We start from the raw sequence: 20,511 nt of genomic DNA, 5'->3' as shown, positions 1-20,511 counted from the left end.
AATGTTACGACTGTTACGCAACGAACCTCGCGCCGCGCTTCTGCTGCTGGCTCTGGTAATGGCAAACCTGCTGGCCTGGGGATGGGCATGGCACTCTTTTAGCGGCAGCACGGCGCTGATGGCCGCCAGCCTGCTGGCGTGGTGCTACGGGCTGCGCCATGCGGTGGATGCCGACCACATCGCGGCCATTGATACCGTGACGCGTAAGATGATGCAGCAGGGCAAACGCCCGTGCGGGGTGGGGGCGTGGTTCTCGCTGGGGCACTCCACCATCGTGGTGCTGGCCTCCATTGCCATCGCCGCCACCGCCACGGCGTTTCAGAAAAACATGGAATGGTTCCACGAAACCGGCAGCCTGATTGGCACTGCGGTATCCGCCACCTTCCTGCTGGCGATGGCGCTGGTGAACATGGTGATCCTGCGCGGCGTCTGGCGCAGTTTCCAGGCGCTGAAAAAGGGCCAGACGGTGCAGGGTGACGTCACGCTGCCTGCCCAGGGGGGCGTTATGAACTGGCTGTTCGGTAAAACCTTCCGCCTCGTCAATAAAAGCTGGCAGATGTATCTGGTGGGTTTCCTGTTTGGCCTCGGCTTCGACACGGCCACGGAAATCGGCGTGCTGGGGATCTCCGCCGCCAGCGCCTCCAGCGGGATGTCCGTGTGGTCAATCATGATCTTCCCGGCGCTCTTCGCCAGCGGCATGGCGCTGGTGGATACGCTCGATAACCTGCTGATGGTCGGTGCCTACGGCTGGGCGTTTGATAAACCGCAGCGCAAGCTCTACTACAACATGACCATCACCGGCACCTCCGTGGTTGTTGCGCTGTTTATCGGCGGGCTGGAAGCGCTGGGCCTGCTGATGGATAAATTTGCTCTCAGCGGCGGCATCTGGGATCTGATCGGCGCGGTAAATGACAACCTGGGCAACGCCGGGTTTGTGGTTGTCGGGCTGTTCGTTGCCTGCTGGCTCATCTCCATGGCCAACTATCGCTGGCGCGGCTACGACGCGCTGGTGGTGCGTTCCTGAACTCCCCACCCTGTTTTACCCGGCGGCGCTACGCTTGCGCGGGTCTGCATGTAGGCCGGGTAAGCGGAGCGCTACCCGGCAATACGAGGGTTAAGCAGGCAGCGATTTCAGCAGGGCGAAGGCCTCCTTCATCCGGTCTTCGCTGACGACAAAGGCGCATATCTGACCGTCAGCATCGGTGCCGCGCGCCACCATTCCCTGCGGTTCGAGGGTAATTTGCCAGTTCAGATCCTGACGCTGCGTTTCTCCTGCAAGATGCAGCGGCAATTCCGGCGTTTTGACCTTTACCAGCATGGCGGGTAATTTCAGCGGCGCGCTGCCGCCGAGCAGGTTTTTTGCCAGATACATGGCGCTTAATTGTATCGGCTGCAGGAAGGGCAGCACCTGGCCGTTAATTTCCGCGCAGTCGCCCAGGGCATAAATATCCGGCCGCGTGGTTTGCAGGTAGCTATTTACCTTCACGCCGCGGTTTATTTCAGCCCCTGCGCGATGCGCCAGCGCGGTTTCCGGGCGCAGGCCCGTCGCGGCAACCACCGCATCCACTTCTACGCTGCGGCTTCGGTCGAGCATGGCACGAATGCCGCCTTCGGTTTTGCTCAGGCTTTGTAGCTGCGATTTCAACATCAGATGCACGCCCATATCGGTCAGACGATGCTGTAAGCGACTGCTTACTTCTGCGGGCATCAGCGCCGACAGAATGCTGGCCGCGTGGTCAACCAGGGTCACGGATTTTCCCGCCCGACAGAAGTCCATCGCCAGCTCGGTGCCGATCAGCCCGCCGCCGACGATCATCACTCTGGCGGCATCGCGTAGCCGGGTTTCGCTGGCCTGATACTCCTGCTGACTGTTGAGGGTAATCATCAGCTCGCGGCCCTCAACCGGCGGCACAAACGCAGATGCCCCGGTCGCCAGCACCAGCCTGTCGTACTGCCAGGTTTTCTCTTTCGCTTTTACCACGTGGGCGTCGGCGTCGATATCGGTGACCCAGGTGTACGGAAACAGACGCAGGTTGAACTGCTCCGCGAACTCCCCCGCCGTCTGGCGGGTGAGGTCATCGGCGCGCTGATTCTGGCTAATGACGTGGCTTAAATCAGGCTTGTTGTACTCGTCCATGCTGTCGGCGGCGATCAGCGTCAACGGCACGTTTGCATCCTGTTTGCGGATATTTTTCACCAGCTGGCGGGCAGCAAAGCCCGAGCCGATGATAACGATGCTGTTGCTCATTTTGCCTCCGTTGCCAGTTCATCAAAGACGTCTTTGCCGAGGGAGCATTCCGGGCAGAGGAAGTTGTCCGGCACCTCGCTCCACGGCGTGCCCGGGGCAACATCCTGCAGCGGTTCGCCCAGCTCAGGATCGTAGATCCACTGGCAGACGCTGCACTGCATGCGCGGACCGAGATCGGCGCTGGCTGCCGTAGAACAGGTTTGTGGCTGTTCCGCAGGTTTTGCGGTGACTTCAGGAAGCGGGGCGAGCGCCCACTGACGGGCGATGTCGCGGCCATGCTGGCGGCAGATTTCCAGCGCGTCGATATCAGGACGCCATTTCGCCTTCAGGCTCATGGACATCTCAAAACCCGCATCCTGTAAACGGGTGGAAAGACGGTCTACCGCGCCGCCGCTCCAGCCGTGTGAACCAAAGGCGCTGGCGCGTTTGTTACGAAAGCGCAGGCCGGTCATCTCTTCCACCAGGCCGGCAATCTTCGGCATCATCACGTTATTCATGGTGGAGGTTCCCACCAGCACGCCCTTGGAGCGGAAGACATTGGTCAATACCTCGTTCTTATCGCTGCGCGCCACGTTGAAGATTTTCACCGCTACGTTCGGGTCAACTTCATTGATCCCCTGGGCAATCGCGTCCGCCATCATGCGGGTGTTGTTGGACATGGTGTCGTAGAAGATAGTGATGCGATCTTCCTGGTAATCCGCGGCCCACTTCAGGTACAGCTCGACGATCTGGGTGGGGTTTTCACGCCACACCACGCCGTGGGAGGTGGCAATCATCTCCACCGGCAGGTTGAAGCCGAGGATTTCGGTAATTTTAGGCGTCACCAGGCGGCTGAACGGAGTGAGGATATTGGCGTAGTAGCGCTGACACTGTTCGAACAGCTCGGTCTGATCCACTTCGTCATTGAACAGGCGTTCGTCGCAGTAGTGCTGGCCGAAGGCGTCGTTGCTGAACAGCACCGCGTCGCCGGTCATGTAGGTCATCATGCTGTCCGGCCAGTGCAGCATCGGGGTTTCGACGAAGATCAGCTGCTTGCCGTTGCCGATATCCAGCGTGTCGCCGGTTTTTACGGTGTGGAAGTTCCACTCCGGATGATGGTGGTGGCCGTTAATTGAATCAATGGCGTTGGTGGTGCAGTAGATTGGGGTATCCGGAATGTGGGACATCAGTTCGGTCAGCGCCCCGGCGTGGTCCTCTTCCGCATGGTTGATGATGATGTAGTCGATGTCATTCAGGTCGATTTCACCGCGCAGGTTCTGCACGAACTCACGGCTGAATTTGTGATCGACGGTATCGATCAGGACGTTTTTACCTTCGCGGATGAGATAGCTGTTGTAGCTGCTGCCGCGCAGCGTTTTGTATTCCGTCCCGTGGAAATCGCGCACTTCCCAGTCACGTTGACCCACCCAATGAATGTTATTTTTAACCAGAATAGACATAGCAACCTCAACTTAATACAGCGTTTTCAAATAAGATGGTTTGCTTATATCAAGTTGCGTGCCAACTTTTTAAATTATTAATATTCAATAAGTTGCGATTTAATGCCCCATGATGAGTAGTCATTATGACTATCCTAAAAAGAGTCAATATGACATTATGCATTGTCAAAATGACAGCGAGGTCAAAATGAGCTTTTCCGTAGACGTGCTGGCGAAGATCGCCATTGAGTTGCAGACCGGTATCGGCCATCAGGACCGCTTTCAGCGCCTGATCTCCACGCTGCGCCACGTGCTGGATTGCGATGCGTCGGCGCTGCTGCGTTACGAAGGGCGGCAGTTTATTCCGCTGGCTATCGACGGCCTGGCGAAGGACGTACTCGGGCGGCGCTTTACGCTGGAGGGCCACCCGCGTCTGGAAACCATCGCCCGCGCGGGCGACGTGGTGCGTTTCCCGGCAGACAGCGATCTGCCCGATCCGTACGACGGCCTGATTCCGGGGCAGGAGAGCCTGAAGGTGCACGCCTGTATTGGCCTGCCGCTGTTCGCCGGGCAGAATCTGATTGGCGCATTAACCCTCGACGGCATGTCGCCGGATCAGTTCGACACCTTCAGCGACGAAGAGCTACGGCTGATTGCCGCGCTGGCCGCCGGGGCGCTGAATAATGCGCTGCTGATAGAGCAACTGGAGAGCCAGAATATTCTTCCCGGTAGCCCGACGGCGTTTGAGCCGGTGGCGCACACCGAGATGATCGGCCTTTCACCGGGCATGGAGCAGCTCAAAAAAGAGATTGAGATTGTCGCCGCGTCCGATCTGAACGTGCTGATCTTCGGAGAGACTGGTACCGGTAAGGAGCTGGTGGCGAAGTCGATTCACGAAGCGTCGCCGCGCGCGGTCAATCCGCTGGTGTACCTCAACTGCGCCGCGCTGCCGGAAAGCGTGGCGGAGAGCGAGCTGTTCGGTCACGTCAAAGGGGCGTTTACCGGGGCCATCAGCAACCGCAGCGGCAAGTTTGAAATGGCCGATAACGGCACGCTGTTTCTTGATGAGATTGGCGAGCTTTCCCTTTCACTTCAGGCCAAGCTGCTGCGCGTATTGCAGTACGGCGACATCCAGCGCGTGGGGGATGACCGCAGCCTGCGGGTGGACGTGCGGGTCCTTGCTGCGACCAACCGGGATCTGCGCGAAGCGGTGCTGGCCGGGCAGTTCCGCGCCGACCTGTTCCATCGCCTGAGCGTGTTCCCGCTGTCCGTGCCGCCGCTGCGCGAGCGCGGAGACGACGCGGTGCTGCTGGCGGGTTATTTCTGCGAACAGTGCCGTCTCAAAATGGGGCTGTCCCGCGTGGTGCTTAGCCCGGGGGCGAGAGCGCATCTGCTCAGCTACGGCTGGCCGGGCAACGTGCGCGAGCTGGAGCATGCGATTCACCGCGCGGTGGTGCTGGCGAGGGCGACGCGCTCGGGGGATGAAGTGGTGATTCATGCGCGCCATTTTGCGCTGCATGAGGAAAATGCCCCGACCGTGAAGCCTGCTGTGCCTGAGAGCGCAATCGAAAACCTGCGCGAAGCGACGGAAGAGTTTCAGCGTCAGATGATTACCCGCGCGCTGGAGCAGAATAACCGCAGCTGGGCGGCGTGCGCGCGGGCGCTGGAGATGGACGTCGCCAACCTGCACCGGCTGGCGAAGCGTCTTGGGCTGAAGGGTTAAATAATCCCGGCCTGGTAGAAGTCCTGCAGGTTGATAGCGCCGCACAGCCTGCCGTGCTCGTCCACCACCGGTGCGGCGGTGATTTTGCGCTTCATCAGCACCTCTTTGGCTTCAATGGCGCGGCTGTCGGCGTTGAGCGTCAGCCCGCCTTTGGTCATGGCGTCAGACACGTTTGTTTCCAGCCTGCCGCCGCCCACCAGCCAGCGGCGCAGGTCGCCGTCGGTGAAGACGCCCTTCACGTTTCCGCCGTCATCGCATACCGCCACCAGCCCCAGACCGGTGCGGCTCAGCTCCAGCATCGCGTCCATCACGCTGGTATCGAGTTTGACCTGCGGAATGGCATCGTCGGTGCGCATCAGATGGTGAACCTTGTTGAGCAGTCGCGCGCCGAGCGCACCTGCCGGATGCGAACGGGCAAAATCTTCCTCATTGAATCCGCGCGCCTGCATTACCGCCATCGCCAGCGCGTCGCCCATCATCAGGGTGTTAACGGTGCTGGAGGTCGGGGCGAGGTGCATCGGGCAGGCTTCACGCTCAACGGAAATATCCAGCGTCGCTTTGGCGGCCAGCGCCAGCGGCGAGCGGGGTTTCCCGGTCATCGCCAGCAGGGCGACAGATTTTTCCTGCAGGCGCGGAATAATCAGATCCAGCTCTTTGGCCGAACCGGAGTAGGAGATAAACAGCATCACGTCGCGGCTTTCGATCATCCCGAGATCGCCATGCAGCGCCTCTGCCGGATGCACGAAGAACGCCGGGGTACCGGTGCTGGCGAGCGTCGCGGCAATCTTCTTGCCGATATGGCCAGATTTACCGATGCCCGCCACAATCACTTTGCCTTCGCAGTGGATAATGGTGTTGGCGGCGCGGACAAAATCCTCGCCCAGACGTTCCGGCAGGCGGCTGGCTTCCTGCAGCTCCAGCATCAGCGTCTGGCGGCCCGTTTCTAACAGAAAATCACTCATCTCTTTCTCCGGTTACGATCACGTCGATGCCTTTTTCTTCCAGCGCTTTTTTGAACGCCGGATCGATACCCGCGTCGGTAATCAGCTTATCAACGCTTTCGAGGCTACAGACAATATTGGGGCTTTTGCGGCCAAACTTCGACGAGTCGGCCATTAAAATCACCTCCCGCGCGGCGTTACACATCGCTTTACTGACGCTGAACACCTCGTTAAACGTCGTGACGCCTGCGTTCAGGTCGATGCCGTCGGTGCCCATAAACAGTTTATCGAAGCTGAAGTGGTCGAAAGCGTTCTCCGCCAGCTGGCCGTGAAAGGACGCCGATTTTTTGCGGAAGGTGCCGCCGGGCATCAGGATGGTCTGCTCGCTGTCGAACTCCGACAGCGCGTTGACGATGTGCAGGCTGTTGGTCATCACCGTGATGTTGTTAAAGCGGCTGAGCAGGGGGATCATCTGCAGGACGGTACTGCCTGCGTCGAGGATGATGGAATCGCCGTCCTGGATAAATTTCACGGCGGCTTCGGCAATCAGCGCTTTCTGGTGGGTATTGATCAGCGTTTTGTGATCGATTGGCGGGTCCGCTTCGTCCTTGTTGAGCACCACGCCGCCGTAGGTGCGAATAACGGCGCCAGAGTTTTCGAGCAATACCAGGTCCTTGCGTATTGTCGTGCCGGTGGTGTCAAAGTAGTGGGCCAGATCCTCTACCGAGCATTTTCCCTGCTTTTGCAGATGCTCGAGAATGGCCGCCTGCCGCTGACGTGGTTTCATAGGCGCTTCGTTCCTTAGGTTGCGAAATGATAATTTCGCAAGTCTATAACTTTCACAACGAAATTATCCATGTTTCAGATTGAGCGCTAATGATAGTGCATTCTGACAGAGTGGATCATGGGGAAAGATCACATCAGGCTGCAATTCCTGTAACAAGAGGCCGTTGATTGCCTGGATTTTGGCCGGACGGGCAAATACCGTCATGCCACGCATCAGGAGGGAATCGCACACCCGGTCGTGCTCGTCCAGCGCTACGGCGACGACCACGCGCGGTTTAAAGCGTCCGCCGGAACGCCCGACGCCGACGCGGCCCTTCTGACACAGCGCATCAAACGCGCGGTTAAACTGGTGGATCTGCCAGCCGCCAAACGCCATCTGGCACAGCCAGGCGAGGGCGGCGACGGTGATGAGTGCGGTTACCATATCGACTCCTTGTTTTGTTCCCTCTCCCGGTGGGAGAGGGTTAGGGTGAGGGCATCAGGCCGCTCGATCAGAACATCACCTGCCCACCGGTCACGTTAATCGACTGCCCGGTGCAGTACGACGCTTTCGGACTGGCGTAAAACAGCAGCATGTTCAGCACGTCCTGATAGTCACACCCGCGCTTCAGCGGCACTTTATCGATGTAGTACTGCTCCACTTCCTCAGCCTTGATGCCGAGCTTGGTGGCGTACTGCGGCAGCAGGGACTGGAACATCGGCGATTTCAGCAGGTTGCCCAGCATCAGCGAGTGCACGGTAATCCCGTATTCGGCCAGATCCAACGCCAGGGACTGCGTCAGCCCCACGCCGCCAAACTTCGCCGCGCTGTACCCGGAGTTGTGCTTGCTGCCCACTTTCCCGGATTTTGAGTTGATCTGAATGATGCGCCCCTGAATGCCGTCGCGGATCATCAGACGGGAAAACTCGCGGGCACAGAGGAAATAGCCCACCAGATTCACCTGCAGCGAACGGTCAAAATCCCCCAGTTCGAAATCGCTGATAAACGCCGCTTTCGCAATCCCCGCGCTGTAGACCAGCAGATCGGTGCGCCCAAAAATCTCGTCCACGCCGCGGGCCAGCGCCATCACGCTCTGCTCGCTGGTGGCGTCCGCACCAAACCCGTACGCCATCCCTTCGCCAAACTCGGTGTTAATGGTGTCCGCCACGCGGGCGGCTTTTTCACTCTGAATGTCCACTACCGCCACGCGGTAACCTTCTGCGGCAAGCCCACGGCAGAGGAACTCGCCTAAGGTTTGTCCCCCACCAATGACAACGGCAACCTGACTCATGTGACTCTCCTTAATTACGCAACAAATTTTAACGTGCAGCCTGGGGTGACAGACTGCGGAACCGGGCCATCCACGTGAACCGTACCGGGGTATTCCGCCTGCGGCTGGCCGTCGAAGCGCAGGGTGATGTGGCCGAGCTCGCGCAGGTTTTGTTCGGCCACGTCGCCGACGGCGGTGACGGCATAGCGCGCCTCGCCCAGCTCCAGCTGGCTTCCGGCCTTCAGCTCGCCGTTCAGTTCGCCGTGGCAGTGCATAAAGCAAAACTCTTCGATATCCGCCGGAGCGCCTTCGCGGAAGGTGATCAGCATCTGGTCGCTCAGCGCGTCCGCTGCGCTCTGGCCGATGCGGGTAATGGTGGTCTGGTAAATGACGTTCATTGCAGGAACCTCTTATTGATAGATAAAGCCGGAGACAAACCAGGCAATCAGCACCGTCGGCGCGCCCGTCAGGAAGCGGCTCACCAGCACGGACGGCACGCCCACGCGCACGGTGTCCTGGCGCGCTTCGGCCAGCGACAGACCCACGGGGATGAAGTCGCACGCCGCCTGGGCGTTAATGGCAAACAGGGCGGGCAGGGCGAGGTGCGGGGGAATGTTGCCCAGACCAATCTGCACCCCTATCAGCACGCCGATGACCTGGGCAATCACCGCGCCCGGGCCGAGGAACGGCGACAGCAGCGGGAAGGAGCAGATCAGCGCCAGCGTCACCAGCCCGAGCGGGTGGCTGGCGAGCGGGGCGAGGCCGTGGGCAATCCAGTCGCCCAGGCCGGACGCCATGATGATGCCGATCAGCGCCGAGACGAACGCCATAAACGGCAGAATCGTTTTCAGCACCGTATCGATAGTGTCGCGCCCGGACTGGAACAGCACCGCCACGGCGGAGCCCATCCCCATCCCGACCTTTGCCAGCAGGCCGTCGCTCTGCTCGGTGATCTTCTTGCTGGTGTCGTACTCGCGCGGGGCTGCTTTTTGCGGCGCGGCAGTGCCATTCACCAGAGTGATGTTGTCCTCCTTCACGCCCGAGACATAAATGTCCTCCAGGATGTACTGCGCCAGCGGGCCGGATTTCCCGGTGGAGTGAATATTCACCGTCGGAATGCGGCGCTTCGGATAGATGCCGCAGCGCAGCGTGCCGCCGCAGTCAATCACCGCCACGCCGATGTCCGCTTCCGGCGGCTCGCCCTCTTTAAAGCCGTCAACCGCTTCCCAGCCGGTCAGCTCGCGCAGCTTGTCGACAATCGCCGGGCGCGTGCCCGCGGTGATGTAGACGATCTTTTTGCCTTCGGTGGCGTCGAACTCCAGCGGGCCGCCCCAGCCGCCCGTGCCTTTCTCAATGCGGATCCGGTTCATGCTGTCGCTCCTGAAAGATGGACCTTCTGTTCAAGCTGGATGCCCATTTTTTTCTCGAAAATAGCGGTGGTGAGGTCAGTCACCCAGCCGCGGAAGAAGTTGGTCACCAGGCCAACCAGCAGGTAGCTCACCGCCAGCGGGCCGAGCGGCAGGCCAAGCGTGGTAAGGCCGCTGGCGATCCCGAGGTAGACAAACAGCTCTCCGGGGTTGATGTGCGGGAACAGGCCGTTCATCGAGTGGCAGCTGTAGGAGGCGGCGGCGTAGTAGCTCGGCTTGTACTTTTCCGGCATAAAGCGGCCGAGGCTTAAGGTCATCGGGTTACAGAAAACAAAGGTGCCGATGAATGGCAATATCAGGTAGCGGGACAGCGGGTTACCGGCGCAGCGCTGGGCAAAGCGTTCGATGCGCTGCTGGCCGATAAAGTTGATCAGCGCGTTCATGATCACCAGCAGGCTGATCAGCAGGGGCAGGATCCCGGTCACCATGCCGGTGAACACTTCTCCGCCTTTCTGAAACAGCCCGATGAACCACTCGGCGCCGTGGGTAATGGTCTCTATCATTCTTCTCTCCTGTGGGGCTTTTTTGTTTTTGTATAACTGCGGCTAATAATAATCACTTTGAAAGGTTTTAAAGTGTTAGTTAGATCTCACAATGAAAGAAAAATGTATTATTTTGAAAGTTAATTGGTGGGGTGAATGATTTTCGGTGGAAAAAAGCGCGGATTTGCGTTGTGGAGGCGCGTACCGCTTCCTTGAGGTGTTGCGGATGCTTTACCATACTGGGTTCTTATCGAACCCGTTAAATGGATGTCTCATGTTCAAGCGTCGTTATGCAGCGCTGTTGCCTGCGCTTATCCTGCTGTCTGCCTGTAGCAGCAAACCTAAGACCGAAGCCGTTCAGCAAACGGCGGGCGCGCCTTCCGGGGGATTCCTGCTGGAGCCGCAGCACAATATGATGCAGATGGGAGGCGACTTCGCGAATAACCCGGCGGCCGAGCAGTTCATCGATAAAATGGTGAGCAAACACGGTTTCGACCGCCAGCAGCTGCATGAAATTTTGTCTCAGGCGAAGCGTCTGGACTACGTTCTGCGCCTGATGGACAGGCAGGCACCATCCGCCCAGGTGCCGAGCGGGCCGAACGGCGCATGGCTGCGCTACCGCAAACAGTTTATTACCCCGGACAACGTGCAAAACGGCGTGGCGTTCTGGAACCAGTATGAAGATGCGCTCAACCGCGCGTGGCAGGTTTACGGCGTGCCGCCGGAAATCATCGTCGGGATTATCGGCGTAGAGACCCGCTGGGGGCGCGTGATGGGCAAAACCCGCATCCTCGACGCACTGGCGACACTCTCCTTTAACTACCCGCGCCGCGCGGAGTATTTCTCTTCCGAGCTGGAAACCTTCCTGCTGATGGCGCGCAACGAGCAGGACGATCCGCTCGATCTGAAAGGGTCATTTGCCGGCGCGATGGGTTACGGCCAGTTTATGCCGTCGTCCTATAAACAGTATGCCGTCGACTTTAACGGGGATGGTCACATTAACCTGTGGGATCCGGTGGATGCCATCGGCAGCGTGGCGAACTACTTTAAAGCGCACGGCTGGACGCCGGGCGGCCAGGTTGCCGTGCAGGCGAACGGCGAAGCGTTTGGTCTGGAAAACGGCTTTAAAACCAAATACAGCGTTGCGCAGCTGACGGCGGCAGGCTTAACGCCAACCCAGCCGCTGGGCAACGTTGACCAGGTGAGCCTGCTGCGTCTGGACGTGGGAACCGGCTACCAGTACTGGTACGGCATGCCGAACTTCTACACCATCACCCGCTACAACCATAGCACCCACTATGCGATGGCGGTGTGGCAACTGGGGCTGGCGGTATCGCAGGCTCGCGTCCCGGCGGCGTCGCCGTTTAGTCAGTAACTCGCCTTATTCCGCCCTCTCCCTGTGGGAGAGGGCACCCGCGCGCACCTCTTTCCCGCAGAAACATTTCGCCACACTCCCATTTCATTCCCGCCGTTTACATCTTCATCGCCTTTCATTATTGTTATGTTATAACATTATTTTTGAGTTGAAATATCCATGTCCCTGTTTTCTCTCTCATCCCCGGTTCGGCTGCTGCTGGCGATGGTGCTCATTCTGTTTCTCGGGCTGGCCGTGCGCTGGGCGGTGGCGCTGCCATGATCGTGATGAACGCACTGGTTGCGGGCTACGACCGCCAGCCCGTCACGCGTCCGCTTTCGGGCGTGATTGAACGCGGCAGCATGACCGCGATTATCGGCGCCAACGGCTGCGGCAAATCCACGCTGCTGAAAACCCTCGCCGGATTTATTCCGCCCGTCAGCGGCAGATTTCACTGGCAGGGTAGACGACCGGTAATCGGCTGGCTGGCGCAGCGTCACGCGCTGGAAGCGCAATTTCCGCTGACCGTCCAGGACGTGGTGAGCATGGGCTGCTGGCCCGGAATTTCGCTTTTCGCCGGTTTTCGTCGCGAAGCGCGTCTGCGCATTAGTGGTGCACTTGAGCGCGTGGGGCTGGAGTCGATGGCGCTCTCCACCATTGATGAACTCTCCGGCGGCCAGTTTCAGCGCATGCTTTTTGCCCGCGTGTTAGTACAGCAGGCGCCGCTGGTGATGCTCGACGAGCCCTTTACCGGCGTTGATGAAGCGACCTGCAACGTGCTGATGGATCTGATGCTGGAGATGTATATGCAGGGGCAAACGCTGCTCGCGGTACTGCACGACAGCGAGCGCGTGGCGCGCCACTTCCCGCAAACGCTGCGGCTGGATACTGAAGCCCCCCAGTGGAAAACCGAACGGGTGAGGGTGGCATGATCTGGCACACATTCTTCCAGCCGTTTATCGAATTCGGTTTTATGCGCCGCGCGCTGGTGGTTTGCCTGGCGCTCTCCGTCAGCACCACCGCGCTCGGCGTGTTTCTTCAGCTGCGCCGGATGAGCCTGATGGGCGATGCGCTTTCTCACGCCATTTTGCCCGGCGTCGCCGTGGGGTATTTGCTCTGCGGGATGTCGCTGTTGGCTATGACCGTCGGCGGGTTTATCGCCGGGATTGCCGTTGCGCTGGTGGCCGGGCTGGTCAGCCGCCGCACGCCGCTGAAAGAGGATGCCAGCTTTGCCGGTTTTTACCTGGGGTCACTGGCGCTGGGCGTCACGCTGGTATCTCTGCGCGGCTCGAATGTCGATCTGCTGCATCTGCTGTTTGGTTCAATCCTCGCGGTGGACAACGACGCCGCGCTGTTTGTGACCGGCGTGTGCATCTTCACCCTTATCATGCTGGCCCTTTTTTACCGCGGGCTGGTGACGGAGGCGTTTGACACCGCCTGGCTGCAGGTGAATGCCCGCTGGCTACCCGGCGTATTGCACGGTCTGTTTCTGGCGCTGCTGGTCCTGAACCTGGTGGCCGGTTTTCAGGTGCTCGGCACGCTGATGGCCGTCGGGCTGATGATGCTCCCGGCGGTGGCGGCGCGCTGTTGGGTCCGCACCTTACCCGGATTACTCCTGATGGCCGGTATCAGCGGTATTTTCTGCGCGTGGCTGGGGCTAAGCCTCTCCTGGGCGGCAAGTTTACCGGCGGGGCCATCTATTGTGCTGACCGCCAGCGCGCTGTTCTTTATTTCCGTTTTATTTGGCACGCGCAGCAGGCTGGCTGGCAGCCTGCGGGCGCTTTTTTAACGCAAGGGGAAACGATGAAAAGTACAGGATTAATCATGGCGCTAGCGCTGGGGATGATGTCGCATAGCGTGATGGCGAAAACGCTGAATGTGGTCACCAGCTTTTCGATACTGGGGGATATCGTACAGGAGGTGGGGGGCGATCGTGTAAACGTGACGACGCTGGTGGGGCCGGACGGCGATCCCCATACCTTCGAACCGTCGCCTAAGGACAGCGCGGCGCTGAGCAAGGCTGACGTGGTCGTGGTCAACGGTTTAGGGCTGGAAGGCTGGCTCGACCGCCTGGTGAAAGCCTCCGGGTTCAAAGGCCAGCTGGTCGTTGCCTCAAACGGGGTGAAAACCCACACGCTTGAGGAAGATGGAAAGACCGTGACCGATCCGCACGCCTGGAACAGCGCGGCGAACGGTGCGCTGTATGCGCAAAATATTCTGAACGGGCTGGTGAAAGCCGATCCGGAAGACAAAGCGGCGCTGGAGGCTTCAGGAAAACCTTACATTGCGCAACTGACCCAACTGGACAGCTGGGCCAAAACGCGCTTTAGCCAGATCCCGCAGGAAAAGCGCAAAGTGCTGACCAGCCATGACGCGTTTGGTTATTTTGGCCGCGCTTACGGCGTAACCTTCCTGGCACCTCAAGGACTCTCTTCAGAGAGCGAGGCCAGCGCGTCGCAGGTGGCGGAGATTATCAAGCAGATTAAAGCCGACGGCGTGAAAACGTGGTTTATGGAAAACCAGCTCGATCCGCGTCTGGTGAAGCAGATTGCGTCGGCGACGGGCGCACAGCCGGGCGGCGAACTTTACCCGGAAGCCCTGTCGGCAAAAGGTGGGGCAGCAGACACCTACGTTAAGGCGTTTCGCCATAATGTCGATACGCTTGCGAACAGCATGAAATAATATTTCTACAGCCGGTGCGCCCGCACCGGCTTTTTTCTGAAGCCCCCTCGTAAAACCTGAAGCGCATCCCCATATCTGACGAGAAAGTGCTATCTTGTGCTGCACGTTTTTCTCAAGCCTGGAGCTAGAATGACTGACCATGAATTGATGCAGCTAAGCGAGATCGTTGGCCTTGCCCTGAAGCAGCGTGGCGCGACAATCACCACCGCGGAATCCTGCACCGGCGGCTGGGTGGCGAAAGCGATTACCGATATCGCCGGCAGTTCCGCCTGGTTTGAACGTGGCTTTGTGACCTACAGTAACGAAGCTAAGGCGCAGATGATTGGCGTGCGCGAAGCCACGCTGGAACAGCATGGCGCGGTCAGCGAACCGGTTGTCATTGAAATGGCCATTGGCGCGCTGAAAGAGGCGCGGGCAGATTACGCCATTTCCATCAGCGGCATCGCGGGGCCGGACGGCGGCAGCGACGTGAAGCCTGTCGGCACCGTCTGGTTCGGGTTTGCCACGTCCAAAGGGGAAGGGATAACCCGCCGGGAGTGCTTTAGCGGCGATCGCGAAAGCGTGCGTCGTCAGGCTACCGTTTATGCGTTAAAAACGCTCTGGCAACAATTTCTACAAAATACTTGATACTGTATGACTATACAGTATAATTGCACCAACAGAACAGAAGTCCATGGTGAAGCGCAGTTGCTTCTCCCGGCATGACAGGAGTAATAATGGCTATCGACGAAAACAAACAGAAAGCGTTGGCGGCAGCACTGGGCCAGATCGAAAAGCAATTCGGTAAAGGCTCCATCATGCGCCTGGGTGAAGACCGTTCCATGGATGTGGAAACTATCTCCACCGGTTCGCTTTCTCTGGATATCGCACTGGGCGCGGGCGGTTTGCCGATGGGGCGTATCGTAGAAATCTACGGTCCGGAATCCTCAGGTAAAACGACGCTGACCCTGCAGGTTGTTGCAGCGGCGCAGCGCGAAGGTAAAACCTGTGCGTTTATCGATGCCGAGCACGCGCTGGACCCGGTCTATGCCCGTAAGCTGGGCGTTGATATCGACAACCTGCTGTGTTCCCAGCCGGACACCGGCGAGCAGGCGCTGGAAATTTGTGACGCGCTGGCACGCTCCGGTGCGGTTGACGTGATCATCGTCGACTCCGTTGCGGCGCTGACGCCAAAAGCGGAAATCGAAGGTGAAATCGGTGACTCTCACATGGGCCTCGCGGCACGTATGATGAGCCAGGCGATGCGTAAGCTGGCCGGTAACCTGAAGCAGTCCAATACGCTGCTGATCTTCATCAACCAGATCCGTATGAAAATTGGTGTGATGTTCGGTAATCCGGAAACCACCACCGGTGGTAACGCCCTGAAATTCTACGCCTCTGTCCGTCTGGATATCCGCCGTATCGGCGCGGTGAAAGAGGGCGAGAACGTGGTGGGTAGCGAAACCCGCGTGAAGGTTGTGAAGAACAAAATCGCAGCACCGTTCAAACAGGCCGAATTCCAGATCCTCTACGGCGAAGGTATCAACTTCCTCGGCGAGCTGGTTGACCTGGGCGTGAAAGAGAAGCTGATTGAAAAAGCGGGCGCCTGGTACAGCTACAACGGTGACAAGATTGGTCAGGGTAAAGCGAATGCTATCTCCTGGCTGAAAGAGAACCCGGCTGCGGCGAAAGAGATTGAGAAGAAGGTGCGTGAGCTTCTGCTGAACAACCAGGACTCCAAACCTGATTTCGTGGTGGATGCCGCGGATGCTGAAGAAACCAACGAAGACTTTTAAGTCTCTCGTGTAAAGATGAAGGGCTGCTGACGCGGCCCTTTTTGCATTTCTGATTCTGCAGGTTTTTTATGAGTGAACCGACATCACGCCGACCCGCCTACGCGCGCTTGCTGGATCGTGCGGTACGCATTCTCGCCGTGCGCGACCACAGTGAACAGGAGCTGCGGCGGAAGCTGTCAGCGCCCGTCATGAGCAAAAACGGGCCGGAAGGGATTGATGCCACTGCGGAAGACTACGACCGCGTGGTGGCCTGGTGCTATGAGCATCATTACCTGGACGATGACCGGTTTGCCTCGCGTTTTCTCGCCAGCCGTGGTCGCAAAGGGTATGGGCCCGCGCGCATCCGCCAGGAGCTAAGCCAGAAAGGGGTGGCCAGGGAGTCCATCGAAAAAGCGATGCGCGAAAGCGACACCGACTGGTGCGAACTGGCAAAAGAGCAGGCGATTCGTAAGTACGGCGAACCGTTGCCGCGTGAATTTTCAGAAAAAGTCAAAATCCAGCGCTTTTTGCTCTACCGCGGCTTTCTGATGGAAGATATTCAGGATATCTGGCGTAATTTTGCCGATTGAACGCATGCGGGATTTTACTTCCCACTAAAGAAAACTTATCTTATTCCCACTTTTTCCAGTAGCTGGTCTGTCCAACGGTTTACCGATACAGGCTGGCTACGACATTTCGTTAGCTTGATTTCAGGATAATTATGAGCAAGAGCACCGCTGAGATCCGTCAGGCGTTTCTCGATTTTTTCCATAGTAAGGGACACCAGGTTGTTGCAAGCAGCTCCCTGGTACCGAACAACGATCCGACTCTGCTGTTTACCAACGCCGGGATGAACCAGTTCAAGGATGTGTTCCTTGGTCTCGACAAGCGTAATTATTCCCGCGCTACAACCTCACAGCGTTGCGTGCGTGCGGGCGGTAAACACAACGACCTGGAAAACGTCGGTTACACCGCGCGTCACCACACCTTCTTCGAAATGCTGGGTAACTTCAGCTTCGGCGACTACTTCAAACACGATGCCATCCAGTATGCGTGGGAACTGCTGACCGGTGAAAACTGGTTCAACCTGCCGAAAGAGCGTCTGTGGGTTACCGTCTATGAAACCGATGACGAAGCCTACGAAATCTGGGAAAAAGAGGTCGGTATCCCGCGCGAGCGTATTATTCGCATCGGTGATAACAAAGGTGCGCCATATGCGTCTGATAACTTCTGGCAGATGGGCGACACCGGTCCTTGCGGTCCGTGCACCGAGATCTTCTACGATCACGGCGACCATATCTGGGGCGGCCCTCCAGGCAGCCCGGAAGAAGACGGCGATCGCTATATTGAGATCTGGAACATTGTCTTCATGCAGTTCAACCGCCAGGCTGACGGCACTATGGAGCCGCTGCCGAAGCCATCCGTTGATACCGGTATGGGCCTGGAGCGTATCGCCGCGGTTCTGCAGCACGTTAACTCCAACTACGAGATTGACCTGTTCAGCACTCTGATCAAAGCCGTTGCGAACGTTACCGGCCGGACCGACCTGAACAACAAATCGCTGCGCGTTATCGCGGACCATATTCGTTCCTGTGCGTTCCTGATTGCCGACGGCGTTATTCCGTCGAATGAAAACCGTGGCTACGTGCTGCGTCGCATCACTCGCCGTGCGATCCGTCACGGCAACATGCTGGGCGCGAAGGACACCTTCTTTTATAAACTCGTTGGGCCACTGATTGGCGTGATGGGGTCAGCCGGCGACGAGCTGAAACGCCAGCAGGCGCAGGTTGAGCAGGTTCTGAAAACCGAAGAAGAGCAGTTCGCTCGTACGCTGGAGCGCGGTCTGGCGCTGCTGGACGAAGAACTGGCGAAGCTTAAGGGTGACACGCTGGATGGCGAAACCGCTTTCCGCCTGTACGACACCTACGGCTTCCCGGTTGACCTGACGGCGGACGTTTGCCGCGAGCGCAACATCAAAGTTGATGAAGCAGGATTTGAAGCTGCGATGGAAGAGCAGCGTCGTCGTGCGCGTGAGTCCAGCGGTTTCGGTGCAGACTACAACGCGATGATCCGCGTTGATAGCGCGTCTGAATTCAAAGGTTATGAAGTGCTGGAACTGACCGGCAAAGTGACTGCCCTGTTTGTTGACGGTAAAGCCGTAGACAGCATCAGCGCGGGTCAGGAAGCCGTTGTCATTCTGGACAAAACGCCGTTCTATGCGGAATCCGGCGGCCAGGTTGGCGATAAAGGCGAACTGAAAGGCAACGGTTTTAGCTTCAGCGTCAGCGACACCCAGAAATACGGTCAGGCGATCGGTCACCAGGGCAAACTGGTATCCGGTTCTCTGAAAGTGGGCGAGGGCGTACAGGCTAACGTTGATGAAGCACGCCGTGCGCGCATTCGTCTGAACCACTCTGCAACCCACCTGATGCACGCAGCCCTGCGCGACGTGCTGGGTACCCACGTTGCACAGAAAGGTTCTCTGGTAAACGATAAAGTGCTGCGCTTCGACTTCTCGCATTTTGAAGCGATGAAGCCGTCTGAAATTCGCGCGGTGGAAGACCTGGTGAACGCGCAGATCCGTCGTAACCTGCCAATTGAGACCCACATCATGGATCTTGAGGACGCGAAGAAAAAAGGTGCGATGGCGCTGTTTGGCGAGAAATATGACGAGCGCGTTCGCGTGTTGAGCATGGGCGACTTCTCTACCGAACTGTGCGGCGGTACTCACGCCTCGCGCACCGGTGACATCGGCCTGTTCCGCATTGTTTCCGAATCCGGTACGGCTGCAGGTGTGCGTCGTATTGAAGCGGTGACCGGTGAAGGCGCAATCGCCAGCCTGCATGCGCAGAGCGATCAGCTGCACGACATCGCGCAGCTGCTGAAAGGCGATAACCAGAATCTGGGCGAGAAAGTGCGCGTTGCGCTGGATCGTACTCGTCAGCTGGAAAAAGAGCTGCAGCAGCTGAAAGAGCAGGCTGCGGCGCAGGAGAGTGCAAACCTCTCCAGCAAGGCTGTAGACATTAAGGGCGTCAAACTGCTGGTCAGCGATCTGGCGGGCGTTGAGCCTAAGATGCTGCGTACTATGGTCGACGATCTCAAGAACCAGCTTGGTTCTACCGTTATCGTGCTGGCGACGGTGGCAGAAGGTAAGGTTTCTCTGATTGCGGGCGTCTCTAAGGATGTGACCGACCGCGTTAAAGCAGGGGAACTGATTGGTATGGTCGCCCAGCAGGTGGGCGGCAAGGGTGGCGGTCGTCCGGACATGGCGCAAGCCGGTGGTACGGATGCGGCGGCACTTCCTGCGGCATTAGCCAGCGTTGAAAGCTGGGTAAGCGCGAAACTGTAATAACTACAAAGCACAAGCAGACGCCATAGCGGCAACGTTATGGCGTCTTGTTCACTGTGCTATCGATAACGATAAAGTCAGGTTGAGTTTGTGTATATCGGCTAAACTTACGTTTAACAGAATGTGATGCCGTGACTGCTTACACTTTACGTGTTTGTCATCGCTTACTTTTTGGCGTTATATGATGGATAATGCCGGGATACAAGAGACCCGACTCTTTTAATCTTTCAAGGAGCAAAGAATGCTGATTCTGACTCGTCGAGTTGGTGAGACCCTCATGATTGGGGATGAGGTCACCGTGACAGTTTTAGGGGTAAAGGGTAACCAGGTACGTATTGGTGTTAACGCTCCTAAAGAAGTATCTGTCCACCGTGAAGAGATCTACCAGCGTATCCAGGCTGAAAAATCCCAGCAGTCCAGTTACTGATATTGTCGCGTCTCGCTGTCGGGCGAGACGCAACCCTCCCGCTATTTTTCCTGCTCAAAGTTACCGTTTAATTTCAATCGCTCTCTTTTTAACCACTCCGTTACCCTTAACTCGTCTCAATACCGCCATTTCGGCAGATGTTTTCTGTGGCATTGCCTGCAAAATCCGCTTATAAAACACCCTCTTTGCGGCTTTTACATGCGAATTGCGTGTGATTTGTGCAAACGATAAAAGCTTTTGGAAAATTGTTTGACTTATAAGTCCCAGAAAGTAATATATGCGCCACGCAGCGACGAGAAGCTCTTAACGAGTCACTCGAAGCACTCGAAAGAGGCGTTGTGTGGTGAGGTGGCCGAGAGGCTGAAGGCGCTCCCCTGCTAAGGGAGTATGCGGTCAAAAGCTGCATCCGGGGTTCGAATCCCCGCCTCACCGCCATTTTGCATCCGTAGCTCAGCTGGATAGAGTACTCGGCTACGAACCGAGCGGTCGGAGGTTCGAATCCTCCCGGATGCACCATCTATTACTTCATATTGCTTTCGAAGTGATATGAATATCGAGCAGTACAGTAGTAAATCCCGATGCATCCGTAGCTCAGCTGGATAGAGTACTCGGCTACGAACCGAGCGGTCGGAGGTTCGAATCCTCCCGGATGCACCATCTATTACTTCAT

General features: G+C 57.9%; 20 protein-coding genes and 3 tRNA genes. 14 read left to right on the top strand and 9 right to left on the bottom strand.

From position 1 onward, the window contains the following. Position 1 precedes the first annotated feature (1 nt). The gene (locus AC2FAJ_RS17100) at positions 2-1,024 is read left to right on the top strand and encodes a HoxN/HupN/NixA family nickel/cobalt transporter (RefSeq protein WP_045261259.1); all 1,023 of its coding nucleotides are present in this window, start codon (positions 2-4) and stop codon (positions 1,022-1,024) included. 90 nt (positions 1,025-1,114) lie between these two features. On the opposite strand, the gene norW is transcribed toward AC2FAJ_RS17100, so the two are convergent. Beyond that, positions 1,115-2,248, bottom strand: coding sequence for an NADH:flavorubredoxin reductase NorW (norW, locus tag AC2FAJ_RS17095; protein ID WP_485454346.1), 1,134 nt, complete (start codon positions 2,246-2,248; stop codon positions 1,115-1,117). Further along, the gene (norV, locus tag AC2FAJ_RS17090; RefSeq protein WP_045629922.1) at positions 2,245-3,687 is read right to left on the bottom strand and encodes an anaerobic nitric oxide reductase flavorubredoxin; all 1,443 of its coding nucleotides are present in this window, start codon (positions 3,685-3,687) and stop codon (positions 2,245-2,247) included. Before norV ends, norW begins: the two co-directional genes overlap by 4 nt. Before the next feature lie 187 nt (positions 3,688-3,874). On the opposite strand from norV, the gene norR reads away from it, so the two are divergent. After that, a complete protein-coding gene (norR, locus tag AC2FAJ_RS17085; protein WP_485454345.1) occupies positions 3,875-5,389 on the top strand; it encodes a nitric oxide reductase transcriptional regulator NorR in 1,515 nt (504 codons plus the stop codon). On the opposite strand, the gene gutQ is transcribed toward norR, so the two are convergent. From gutQ to srlA, 7 genes are all read right to left on the bottom strand, one after another. After that, a complete protein-coding gene (gene gutQ, locus AC2FAJ_RS17080; RefSeq protein ID WP_041908497.1) occupies positions 5,386-6,351 on the bottom strand; it encodes an arabinose-5-phosphate isomerase GutQ in 966 nt (321 codons plus the stop codon). The genes norR and gutQ overlap by 4 nt on opposite strands. Continuing rightward, complete coding sequence (gene srlR / locus AC2FAJ_RS17075) at positions 6,344-7,117, bottom strand: glucitol operon DNA-binding transcriptional repressor SrlR (RefSeq protein ID WP_010434430.1); 774 nt, start codon at positions 7,115-7,117, stop codon at positions 6,344-6,346. Before srlR ends, gutQ begins: the two co-directional genes overlap by 8 nt. A gap of 63 nt (positions 7,118-7,180) precedes the next feature. Then, on the bottom strand, positions 7,181-7,540 hold the full coding sequence (gene gutM / locus AC2FAJ_RS17070; RefSeq protein WP_028014197.1) for a transcriptional regulator GutM: 360 nt from the start codon (positions 7,538-7,540) through the stop codon (positions 7,181-7,183). Between the two features lie 67 nt (positions 7,541-7,607). After that, a complete protein-coding gene (gene srlD, locus AC2FAJ_RS17065) occupies positions 7,608-8,387 on the bottom strand; it encodes a sorbitol-6-phosphate dehydrogenase (protein WP_023294411.1) in 780 nt (259 codons plus the stop codon). Positions 8,388-8,401: 14 nt separating this feature from the next. Further along, positions 8,402-8,764: a PTS glucitol/sorbitol transporter subunit IIA gene (srlB, locus tag AC2FAJ_RS17060; protein WP_485454344.1), complete on the bottom strand. Its 363-nt coding sequence runs from the start codon at positions 8,762-8,764 to the stop codon at positions 8,402-8,404. Between the two features lie 12 nt (positions 8,765-8,776). Further along, complete coding sequence (srlE, locus tag AC2FAJ_RS17055) at positions 8,777-9,736, bottom strand: PTS glucitol/sorbitol transporter subunit IIB (protein ID WP_045261264.1); 960 nt, start codon at positions 9,734-9,736, stop codon at positions 8,777-8,779. Next, the gene (gene srlA / locus AC2FAJ_RS17050; protein WP_003862164.1) at positions 9,733-10,296 is read right to left on the bottom strand and encodes a PTS glucitol/sorbitol transporter subunit IIC; all 564 of its coding nucleotides are present in this window, start codon (positions 10,294-10,296) and stop codon (positions 9,733-9,735) included. The genes srlE and srlA overlap by 4 nt, the downstream gene beginning before the upstream one ends. 253 nt (positions 10,297-10,549) lie before the next feature. Here srlA and mltB point away from each other — a divergent pair, with 253 nt between their 5' ends. The 12 genes from mltB (at position 10,550) to AC2FAJ_RS16990 (ending at position 20,498) form a co-directional block, all read left to right on the top strand. Next, entirely contained in the window at positions 10,550-11,650 is a 1,101-nt protein-coding gene (gene mltB / locus AC2FAJ_RS17045; protein ID WP_168733281.1) for a lytic murein transglycosylase B, read from the top strand. 257 nt (positions 11,651-11,907) lie between these two features. Next, a complete protein-coding gene (locus AC2FAJ_RS17040; protein ID WP_485454343.1) occupies positions 11,908-12,561 on the top strand; it encodes a metal ABC transporter ATP-binding protein in 654 nt (217 codons plus the stop codon). Then, positions 12,558-13,418 carry a metal ABC transporter permease gene (locus AC2FAJ_RS17035; RefSeq protein ID WP_485454342.1) on the top strand — a complete coding sequence of 287 codons (861 nt, stop codon included), beginning with the start codon at positions 12,558-12,560 and terminating at the stop codon, positions 13,416-13,418. Before AC2FAJ_RS17040 ends, AC2FAJ_RS17035 begins: the two co-directional genes overlap by 4 nt. Before the next feature lie 14 nt (positions 13,419-13,432). Next, the gene (locus tag AC2FAJ_RS17030) at positions 13,433-14,311 is read left to right on the top strand and encodes a metal ABC transporter substrate-binding protein (RefSeq protein ID WP_485454341.1); all 879 of its coding nucleotides are present in this window, start codon (positions 13,433-13,435) and stop codon (positions 14,309-14,311) included. Between the two features lie 129 nt (positions 14,312-14,440). Continuing rightward, positions 14,441-14,938, top strand: coding sequence for a nicotinamide-nucleotide amidase (gene pncC, locus AC2FAJ_RS17025; RefSeq protein WP_028014190.1), 498 nt, complete (start codon positions 14,441-14,443; stop codon positions 14,936-14,938). A gap of 89 nt (positions 14,939-15,027) precedes the next feature. Next, positions 15,028-16,086, top strand: a complete 1,059-nt coding sequence (gene recA, locus AC2FAJ_RS17020; protein ID WP_028014189.1) for a recombinase RecA — start codon at positions 15,028-15,030, stop codon at positions 16,084-16,086. A 68-nt stretch (positions 16,087-16,154) separates the two neighbouring features. Further along, positions 16,155-16,655 (top strand): recombination regulator RecX, encoded by a 501-nt coding sequence (gene recX, locus AC2FAJ_RS17015; protein WP_041908514.1) that lies wholly within the window; start codon positions 16,155-16,157, stop codon positions 16,653-16,655. A gap of 131 nt (positions 16,656-16,786) precedes the next feature. After that, on the top strand, positions 16,787-19,414 hold the full coding sequence (gene alaS / locus AC2FAJ_RS17010) for an alanine--tRNA ligase (RefSeq protein WP_485454340.1): 2,628 nt from the start codon (positions 16,787-16,789) through the stop codon (positions 19,412-19,414). A gap of 241 nt (positions 19,415-19,655) precedes the next feature. Further along, positions 19,656-19,841, top strand: a complete 186-nt coding sequence (gene csrA, locus AC2FAJ_RS17005) for a carbon storage regulator CsrA (RefSeq protein ID WP_000906486.1) — start codon at positions 19,656-19,658, stop codon at positions 19,839-19,841. A 342-nt stretch (positions 19,842-20,183) separates the two neighbouring features. After that, positions 20,184-20,276 (top strand) — tRNA-Ser (locus AC2FAJ_RS17000). Positions 20,277-20,280: 4 nt separating this feature from the next. Further along, positions 20,281-20,357, top strand: a tRNA-Arg gene (locus tag AC2FAJ_RS16995). 64 nt (positions 20,358-20,421) lie between these two features. Beyond that, positions 20,422-20,498 (top strand) — tRNA-Arg (locus AC2FAJ_RS16990). The last annotated feature ends 13 nt before the right edge of the window (positions 20,499-20,511 follow it).

Source organism: Enterobacter cloacae complex sp. 385G4, assembly GCF_057320665.1.
Note: the sequence above shows the minus strand (reverse complement) of the source record. Positions and strands in the feature narration are given on the sequence as shown.